At 59.1% G+C, this 9,367-nt stretch carries 5 protein-coding genes and 1 pseudogene; 3 read left to right on the top strand and 3 right to left on the bottom strand.

The window, feature by feature from the left end; genetic code table 11:
* The 3 genes and pseudogenes from VEZ52_RS13580 to VEZ52_RS13570 form a co-directional block, all read left to right on the top strand.
* Nucleotides 1–205: pseudogene (locus VEZ52_RS13580) on the top strand (U32 family peptidase); the annotation flags it as partial.
* Between the two features lie 122 nt (nt 206–327).
* Entirely contained in the window at nt 328–1,152 is an 825-nt protein-coding gene (locus VEZ52_RS13575; protein WP_324837292.1) for an N-6 DNA methylase, read from the top strand.
* A gap of 53 nt (nt 1,153–1,205) precedes the next feature.
* A complete protein-coding gene (locus VEZ52_RS13570) occupies nt 1,206–4,517 on the top strand; it encodes a UvrD-helicase domain-containing protein (RefSeq protein WP_324837291.1) in 3,312 nt (1,103 codons plus the stop codon).
* 261 nt (nt 4,518–4,778) lie between these two features.
* On the opposite strand, the gene VEZ52_RS13565 is transcribed toward VEZ52_RS13570, so the two are convergent.
* From VEZ52_RS13565 to VEZ52_RS13555, 3 genes are all read right to left on the bottom strand, one after another.
* On the bottom strand, nt 4,779–5,036 hold the full coding sequence (locus VEZ52_RS13565; protein ID WP_240823258.1) for a hypothetical protein: 258 nt from the start codon (nt 5,034–5,036) through the stop codon (nt 4,779–4,781).
* 118 nt (nt 5,037–5,154) lie between these two features.
* On the bottom strand, nt 5,155–6,594 hold the full coding sequence (locus VEZ52_RS13560; protein ID WP_324837290.1) for a sigma-54 dependent transcriptional regulator: 1,440 nt from the start codon (nt 6,592–6,594) through the stop codon (nt 5,155–5,157).
* Between the two features lie 91 nt (nt 6,595–6,685).
* Complete coding sequence (locus VEZ52_RS13555) at nt 6,686–9,052, bottom strand: ATP-binding protein (RefSeq protein ID WP_324837289.1); 2,367 nt, start codon at nt 9,050–9,052, stop codon at nt 6,686–6,688.
* Between the last annotated feature and the right edge of the window lie 315 nt (nt 9,053–9,367).

The following is a 9,367-nucleotide window of genomic DNA, read 5'->3' as shown; positions in this document are numbered from 1 at the left end:
CCCCATGGGCGAACCCTTCTGGGCGCGGCAGTACGGCGGCAACATCTGGATTTATCCCGGCTGGCCGCTGGATATCACCGCCAAAAGGCAGGAACTGCTCTCGGCGGGATACGGTTTCTTTGCGCACATGCAGGAAAATCCACCAGCCTCTGTGCCCGAAATGCGGCGCAAGAGCCTGTTCAACTGGGAAGGGGATCTGCTGTAGAAGGCTTGCCTCCCCAAACCTCGGGGGGCTGACCGCATTCGCAGCATCCTGACACATACTTGCGGGCCGCCGTCAGAAACCATGTTCTGTCGGCGGCCCTTTTTCCGGCGCAGGAAGCCCCAATGCACACGGATGAACCTTTTTACAGCGCCCGTCAGCTTTTTCCACGCGGGCTTGAACAGCCGGAAGGCAGTCTGCGCTTTGGCGCGGATGCCCTCCTGCTGGCTGCCTTTGCCGCGCGGCATGTGGAAAGCCTGAACGCGTCACGTCAGGCGCATCCGACTGCGGCAGAACTTGGCTGCGGCTGCGGGGCCGCCCTGCTGGGGCTGGCCTTGCGTTGCCCTGGCATTACCGGGCTGGGGCTGGACAGGGAAGCACCGCTCGTGCAGGCCGCCACGGCCAATGCCGCGTACCTCGGCTTGACAGACAGGCTGCGCTTTGCCGAAGCTGATCTGGCCGACAGAAAGCTTTTGCCAGACCAGGCAGGTACAACAGGCGTCAGCCATGCCGGAAAGTTTGATCTGGTTCTGGCTAATCCGCCCTATGGAGTCGCCGGAAGGCCTTCGGCCCGCCATATGCGCGAACGGGCGCTGCGTGGCGCACAGGGCGATGAAAGCCGGGAATATGTACTCCAGCTATTCTGCCGCGCTGCGGCAGCCCTACTGCGGCATCAGGGCTGTTTTTGCTGCATTTATGACGCTCAGGCCTTACCGCAGTTGTGCGCTGCCTTGAGTGATGCTGGCCTCGGGCTGCGCCTCCTGCTGCCAGTGAGAACGCACAGGGCAAAATCCGCATTGCGGATTCTGGCTTTGGCCCGCAAGAACTCCGCGCACGAAACCAAAATTGAAACGCCGCTGACGCTGCACAGTAGTAGCGTGACAGGTTGCGGCAATGGCGTGCCTCGTTGGTCTGAGCAGGCCTTGCGCTTCTGCCCCTGGCTGGCCTGAAGCAGGTTTTGCCGCAATTAATCCCACACAGATCCATCCCCACAGGGTGAAGTATGAATTTTATAGCTGATCTGCACATCCATTCCCGTTTCTCGCGCGCCACGAGCAAGGCCCTCAACCCGCGCCATCTGGCGGCCTGGGCACGCTGTAAAGGCATCAATGTGCTGGGTACCGGCGATTTTACGCATCCCCAGTGGAGGGCGGAACTGGCGGAGCAGCTCGTGCTGGACGAGCACACTGGCCTGTACAGGCTGGCTGTGGAACCGGAGACGCTGGATTTTATGGACGCCAAGGCCGGCCCCGGCATGCAGGAATCCGCCGCCCCGCTGTTTCTGCTGCAAACGGAAATCAGCTCCATTTACAAACGCGGCGGCAAGGTGCGCAAGGTGCACAACCTTGTGTTTGTGCCCACTCTGGAAGATGCGGAGCGCCTTTCGTTGCGGCTGGCGCAAATCGGCAACCTCAATGCCGATGGCCGCCCCATTCTGGGGCTGGACTCGCGTGACCTGCTTGAAATCATGCTGGAATGCGCGCCCGGTTCAGTGATGATTCCCGCCCATGTGTGGACGCCCTGGTTTGCGCTTTTCGGCTCCAAATCAGGCTTTGACAGGCTTGAAGACTGCTACGGCGATCTTTCGGAACACATTTTTGCGCTGGAAACGGGCCTTTCGTCCGACCCGGCCATGAACCGCCTGATCAGCAGGCTTGACGGTTACGCTCTTGTGTCCAATTCAGACGCGCATTCCGGGGCCAACCTTGGGCGCGAGGCCAATCTGTTTGCGGGCCGCCCCAGCTATGCGGGCATGTTTGCGGCCCTGCGCGCCTCTGCCCGGCGGGAAGACCAGAGCAATCTGGACTGCCGCTTTCTCGGCACCATGGAATTCTATCCCGATGAAGGCAAATACCATCTTGACGGGCACCGCGCCTGCAACGTGGTGTTGGAACCTAAAGAATCGCTGGCTCTTGGCAATATCTGCCCGGTCTGCGGCAAGCCGCTCACAGTCGGCGTACTGCACCGGGTGCTGGAACTGGCAGACAGGGAAACCACGCCGGAGCTCCCGCGCGAACCGGAAGTCCACCCGCTTATTCCTTTGGCCGAAGTCGTGGGCGAAATCCTCGGCGTTGGCCCGGCATCGCGCCGTGTGCAGGAGCGTTACAGCAGCCTGCTGCGCGAGCTGGGGCCGGAGTTGGATATCCTTTGCAGCCTGCCGGAAGCCGACATCCGCGCCCACTGGGAGCCGCTGGGCGAAGCTGTGGCCCGCATGCGGCGCGGTCAGGTCTACCGTGAGGGCGGTTATGACGGCGAATACGGCACTGTGCGCGTTTTCTCTCCGGAGGAACTGGCCGATGCGCGCGGCACCCTTCCGGGCGTAAAAGCCCCTGCCAAGCGGGGACGCAAAAAAGCCGAACCGCTTGAGTCTGCTGACACGCAGGCAACTGCCGCGCTGTCATCAGCAGTAAGGGTGCGCCGGGCGAGCCTCCCTCTTGCGGGTGATGCCGCCACAAAAACCGCAAGCAATTTTTCTGCGGTTAAATCCGCAGCTACAACTGACACGCCTGCGCAGGTCTTTGCCTATTCTGACGAACAGCAGGCGGCGCTTGCAGCAGGGCCAGCGCCAGTGCTGGTGCTGGCAGGCCCCGGCGCGGGCAAAACCCGCGTTCTGGTGGGCCGTTTGCAATGGCTTGCGGAACAGGGCGCGGACATGCGCAGGGTACTGGCTGTCACCTTTACGCGGCGCGCTGCGGATGAACTACGGGAGAGACTGGACAAGGCATTTGAGGGCACAGCGCAAACTGCTCTGCCTCAGTGCGACACCCTGCACGGCTTGGCCTGGGCGGCCCTGCGCGCTGCCAGCCCCGACAATCCCCCGCTCTTGCTTGGCGAGGATGCCGCTCTCAATCTGTTTTATCTGGCGAATCCGGAACTGGAAAAACGCGATGCGCGCAAATTGTGGGATGCCCTCGCGCTGGCGCGTGAGGGTGGCGTTCTTGCCCAGGAACCTGCCCAAAGCCCTCTGGCCTGCGCTGCTGCCAACTATGCTGCGCGCAAGAACATGGGGCAGCGCTATGTGGACTATGCCGACCTTCTGGACTGGTGGCTTGAGCACGCCCGCACCTTGAGCGAAAACGAGCGCCCACAGCACGTGCTGGTAGATGAAGTGCAGGATCTTTCCGCTGTGCAGCTTGCCATTGTTCGCGCCTTGCTGCCCGCGGATGGTCATGGATTTTTTGGCATTGGCGACCCGGATCAGGCCATTTACGGATTCCGTGGCGTTACGGGCCAAAGCGAGGAAAGTCTGCGCGCCTGCTGGCCGGGGCTGAACGTCTTCCGCCTTGGGCAGAGCTTCCGTTCCAGCCAGAGCGTGCTGAACATGGCCCGCAGCCTCCTGCTCCACAAGGGGCAGTGCGGCCCCTTGCTGGCCGCGCAATCGCTCACGGCGGAACTGCGGCTCTTTTCCGCACCCGATGAGCGCACAGAGGCCCGCTGGGTAGCAGAGCGGGTTCGACATCTGCTGGGCGCTACGGCCCACACCCTGCTGGATCACAGCAAGGGGGACGACCTGCACGGTCTGGCCGGAGCACTGGCGCCGGGCGATATTGCGGTTCTTGTGCGTCTGAAAGCGCAGATCCCCCCTTTGCGCGCGGCCCTTGAACAGGCGGGCATACCCTGCGCCGCGCCCTCGCAAGATGGATTTTGGCAAGACGCCGCCTGCGCGCGCCTGCTGGGCTTGCTTGGCTCTCATTGCGGTTTTGCGCAAACGCCTGCCGAGGGTCAGGATCAGCCCGACACGCTGCCGCAAAATTGGATAGCAGCAGAGAATCTGCCTGCGCCGGAGCGTATGCTCCCCTGGCTTGCGGAACAGCCCTGGGCTGGAGAAGTCTTTACCGGCAGCCGCCCATGGCGCGAACTGTGCCGCCTGTGGAACCAGAGCGGCCACTGGGCGGGCTTTTTTGAGCAACTGGCATGGCTTCAGGAAGCCGAACTTGTACGCGCCAAGGCCGAGAGCGTTCAGATTCTGACCTTGCACGCATCAAAAGGGCTTGAATTTCAGGCTGTTTTTCTGCCGGGGCTTGAAGATGGTCTTTTGCCTTTGCGCCGTGAGCTTTTGTTCCCTGCCGCGGATGCCGCCATCAGCAGCGCCCAAAGCGAGGCCAACGAGGCCGAGGAACGCCGTCTGCTGTACGTAGGTCTGACTCGTGCTGCGCGGGCGCTTTTTCTCAGTCATTGCGCGCAGCGCACTCTTTATGGGCGCACCCTGCATTTGCAGCCCTCGCCCTTCATGGGCCAGATATGTGAATTCTGCCGGCACAGCACCCTGACAACGCGCACCCGCAAGGAACAAAAACAGATCAGCCTGCTCTGATCCCTGCCCCGCCCGCGCTATCAGCTGAGGGATGAAGAACAAAAAAAGCGCCAATGGCGCTTGTGCAGTTGCGGGATTGATTTCGGCCTGAGGCGGAGACGGGCGACTAAACGGGCCATATCGGGCACAGGGGCATTGCACTACGCTTGCCCCTGTATCTGACGGCCTGGAACTAGGGCGCAACAGGCTGTCCGGCCTGACAAACGCCACACCCGGCAAAACTGCTCAAGAGTGCATCACAACGTGACGCAATAAAGCCGCTTATTCTTCCAGCCAGGAATCGTCTTCAAGCACCTTGTAGCCGCGCACGGTGAGATACACCACACCGTCCGCTTCATCCATAATGCCTGAAACTTCCACGGGCACGCTGACTTCGTCATCCAGATCAACCCCGGCGCCGCGCGGCACAATGCGGTATTCCACATCATCCTGCACAACCGCGACGCGGGCCTGGCGCGCATCCACAGAACGCGGCACTGCCGCAACATACCCTCTGACCGTAATGGGACTCTTGTTCATAAGCTCTAACATTGCCTTTCAATGCCGATTTTTCTCGCCTATAGCTCCTTTTATTTTCTGACGCAAGCATCCCTGGCTGTTTGCCGCGTTTTTTTGCTCCGCTAGTCTGAGGCCCTTGCTACAGGCCGTTCTTTTTCATCAGCTCATACCAGTGCCCGCGCGAAATACCTGCCACTTCCGAGGCTTTTCGCACGTCTTCCGAGCACATGTCCCAAACCTGCCGCACGTAGGCTTTCTCAGCCTGAGATTTCCATTCTCGCAGGCTGGGCGGTTTTTGCCCCAACGTCTCATTGACCAGAAAACCATTCTCGACTGAACCTAGCCCCGCCCCATCATTCGCATGCAGCACTCCATTCTCTTTGACTGGCGGCACGGTCCCCTGCCCCATGCGACGCCGCACGGAATCCACACGCATGCGCGTGGGAAGATGCGCAGGCAGGATCAGATCACTTTTGCCCGCCGTGAGGCATGCCCGCTCGAGGCAATGGATCAGTTCACGCACATTGCCGGGCCAGGAGTACTCCAGCAGTACATCCAGAGCCTCGTTGGAAAGAGTTTTTTCCGGCTGGTCACTGCCCAGACAAAAACGCGCAATGGCCTGTCGCGCAAGCGCAGGGATTTCATCAAGCCTCTCGCGCAATGGCGGAATCACAATGGTGAGGCCTTGCAGCCTGTAGAGCAGATCTGCCCGAAAGCTGTTTTCCTTGGCCATGTGTTCCAGATTTTTGTTGGTGGCGGCCACCAGCCTGAAATCACTGCTGACCTCGCGCACCTCGCCCACAGGGCGAAAACGCCTTTGCTCCAGTGCGCGCAAAAAGACCCCTTGCATGGGCTGGGGCAGATCACCCACTTCATCCAGAAACAGCGTGCCTTTGTCTGCCGCAAGCAGCAGCCCCTCGCGTGCCCTGTCCGCACCAGTGAACGCGCCGCGGCTATGGCCGAACAAATGGCTTTCCACCAGTGTTTCTGGCAGCGAGGCGCAGTCAACAGTGATAAAGGGCCTGGCAGCCCTTGCACTGTTGCGAAAGAGCGCCCGGGCAAAGAGTTCCTTACCCACCCCGGTTTCACCCAGCAAAAGCACATTTACTTCGCTTTTTGCGGCCTGCGCCAGCAGCTTGAGGGCGCGGCTCATGCCGGGGCCGCTGCCAAGGATATGCCCGCTGTCCACAACCAGAGCTTCTGATACCGGGGTACGGTTTTGCCTGAATTGCAGAATTTGGCGCAAACAATGTTCAATATCGCGCATCTGCAAGGGCTTGGTGAGAAATTCCCATGCTCCGGAGCGTAAAGCTGCCTCGGCATTGTCGCCATCGCCGTTGCCGGTGATGACCACCACATCCGGCGCACCGGGCAAGTGTGCAAAGTCGGCCTGATATTCAAGCCCGTTACCGTCCGGAAGCCATACGTCCAGCAGCACAACATCCACAGGCTCGCTGACCATGCGCAGCGCCTCCTGAATGGAGGCGGCCAGCAGGGTTTCATGCCCCATGCGGTTGCAGACCACCTGCACCATTGTGCGCATCAGTCCTTCATCGTCCACCACAAGCACTTTGGCCATCAGCGTGTTCCCCCTGTGATCCAGCTTCTGCCGATTTTTCTGCCTGCACGTTTACCGCGCTTGCCAGCAAACCCTGCTGCGGGTATGTGCCTTATGCGGTCTTGCCCTGTTCCACGCCTGCGGCGAGCGCCTGCGCTGCTTCCTGCATCGCAGAGCGCAATTTTTGCGCCTCTTCTAAAATATTTACTGATTGCGCCTCTTCAGTTGCTGCTGCAGCCGCCCGCAGATTGTCGAGCCGCATGACGCCTGCCGAGTTTTTGCAGGCATGAGCAGTGCGGCGCAACTGTTCAATATCACCCTTGAAAATAGCGGCATCCAGGGCTTGCAGGCGCTCGTGCAGCTCACTTTCCAATACGTTGGCAAGGCTTTTCAGTACGTCTTCATCGCCATCCAGCGCTTCAAGTGCGGCATTGCGATTCCAAACAGTATTTTTTCCTCGAATATCAGATAGTTGCTGTTTATTTTGTATGCTTGCAGATATATTCGGCAATGCGTTTTTTTCCTGCGTGACATTTTTTGAATTGTCTGGGCAATCTGTCGGCTTTTCTGGCGATCTTGCTGCCATCAGCTTTTCCAGCTCATGACGCAACTGTTTAAAACTCAAGGGTTTTAAAAACACGCCATCAGCACCGAGCACTTCACATTGACGCAGGAAGGCATCGCTTGTTGTGGCAGTATAGATTACGGCGAGTGTTCCTGACGGCGACAAGGTATCGCCGTTCCGCAATGCGCGCAGTACTTCCAGCCCATCAATGCCGGGCAACCGACTGTCGAGCACAAGCAAATCCCACTGCCCCTGGTGCGGATCCCGCAGCAGTCCCAGCGCCTTTTCACCAGTTTCAGCCACTATGGGCTCTGCCCCCATACCTCGCAGCATATGCTGCATGGCATAGGCAATGGACGCGGTGTCTTCCGCCACCAGTACCTTTTTCCGAGCCAGAAACTGCTTTGCGCTATCCTGCGCCCCTGGCATGGCTACATCTGACATGGGCACATTCTCTCTGCTTGTGGCCCGTTCGGGTTGCGCACACTGCAAAAGCCGCACGTGGAGCGTGAAGCAGGCCCCCTGCCCTATACGAGAAGCCAGCTCAACCTCACCACCCATGAGCCGCGCCAGGGTGCGGGCAATGTTCAGACCAAGGCCTGTTCCTGGCGTACGGGCGGTATCCCTCCCCCGCTGAAAACTTTCAAACACCCTTGCCTGGTCTTCCTGCGACATGCCGGGGCCAGTATCCGTCACAGAAACTGCCAGCTTCAGATGTTCACGGGTGCTTTCAAGCGACGTGGCGTAAATGCGAACAGAACCAGCCTCTGTAAATTTGACCGCATTGCTGACAATGTTGCCCAGAGCCTGCCGCAGCCGAAAGCTGTCGCCCACCGCGCATTGCGGTAAATTTTCGTCCAGGCCGAGGGTCAGGGAAATCCCCTTGCTGTCGGCGATGGGCCTGTACAGGTTCACACAGCTTGCGAGGCACTCCCGCAGGTCAAAGGGGGCGGATTCAAGCGTGGGAGTTCCCTGCTCCAGTGCTGCGTGGTCGGTTATGTCGCCGACCATTTCCCGCAGGGCCTCTGCGGCTTGCGCAAGATAGCCCAAGGCTTTTTTGCGTTCCTTTTCAGGCAGGTCAGTACGCTGGGCCAGTTCGCTCATTCCCACAATGGCTGTCAGCGGTGTGCGCATGTCGTGGCTGAGGTGCCCCATAAACGAACTTTTTATTCGGCTGGCTTCCTCTGCCAGCCAGCGCCGGTGCGTAAGGTTGAAGGTCAGGCCGCCGATGGCAAGCACTCCTGTGAACGCAAGCAGCCCATACAACAAGCGCATGCTGTTGCGTTGCCTTTCCAGCCCTTTGTGGAATGAGCCTGCGTCCTGGCTCACGCTGATGCCGCCAAGCACTTCCCCCACTTTTTTATTTGTATGGCACCTCAAACAGCTTTGCTGGGCCATGAGCACGCTCAAAAGTCGCAAGCTTTGACCGTTGCCCGGCTGGGGAGCTGTAAACACTTCGGGGGGTTCTTCCGCGCAGCGGGCAAGCGCCGACTTTTCCCACACATCCGCCATGTTTTCAGGCCGCAGCGGCGCGCTGCTTATCACGCTGATGGTCACCCCTTCGCGCGAGCTGCGCTCCGCCAGCTGACGGCTCATGTATGCGGGGTTGACCAACACCAGGGTGCGCCCATCCTGTGTGGTCACCGTGCGTTCCGATTCCGGCAACCATGGGTTTGGCTGACCGTAATCGCTTTTTTCAACATATACGCCGCCATGTGCAGCATTCCAGTTTCTTGCGTCCATTAATTGCTGTGCCATGGTTGAAAGTCGTGTATGCTCCAACTCAAGGCTATGCTCAGCATTGACCTGCACCGCCTGACTGTAAAGAAAACCAGTAAGCCCAAGCCATGCCAGGCTGGCAACAAGAACCAGCCACGGCATCTTTTTCGACTTTACAAATGATTCACGCAGCATTGCTCACCCTTCCGGTGGTGTTGTCATTTATTTCTGAATCTGTCTTTTTTTTCTGAATTTTTCTGTGACCGGAATCACGGTTTTTGTTCTGATTTCATGCAATTAGCCTATTTATCTACTAATTATTTTTTTATTTTATTTGCCGGTTTTGGTACGTTTTTTGTTCTCTTAAGAGGGATGCCGCCATGGGGGCGGCACACAAGGAGCGAGTTAAGGAGGCTCTATGGGAACACCCCGCAATGGACCATGGCTTAAGGTGCTGTTGGGCGGCGTTGCGGCGGGAATGGTGCTTTTGGGTGTGCTTGCGTACGCCAT

Source organism: Desulfovibrio sp., from assembly GCF_035644575.1.
In the GTDB taxonomy this organism is placed as follows: domain Bacteria; phylum Desulfobacterota; class Desulfovibrionia; order Desulfovibrionales; family Desulfovibrionaceae; genus Desulfovibrio.
This window is presented reverse-complemented; position numbering and strand designations above follow the sequence as displayed.

What these genes read in the sequence shown, in the direction of transcription:
- VEZ52_RS13575 (WP_324837292.1), top strand. Translation starts at nt 328, where the DNA reads ATGCACACGGATGAACCTTTTTACAGCGCCCGTCAGCTTTTTCCACGC.
- VEZ52_RS13570 (WP_324837291.1), top strand. Translation starts at nt 1,206, where the DNA reads ATGAATTTTATAGCTGATCTGCACATCCATTCCCGTTTCTCGCGCGCC.
- VEZ52_RS13565 (WP_240823258.1), bottom strand. Translation starts at nt 5,036, where the DNA reads ATGAACAAGAGTCCCATTACGGTCAGAGGGTATGTTGCGGCAGTGCCG.
- VEZ52_RS13560 (WP_324837290.1), bottom strand. Translation starts at nt 6,594, where the DNA reads ATGGCCAAAGTGCTTGTGGTGGACGATGAAGGACTGATGCGCACAATG.
- VEZ52_RS13555 (WP_324837289.1), bottom strand. Translation starts at nt 9,052, where the DNA reads ATGCTGCGTGAATCATTTGTAAAGTCGAAAAAGATGCCGTGGCTGGTT.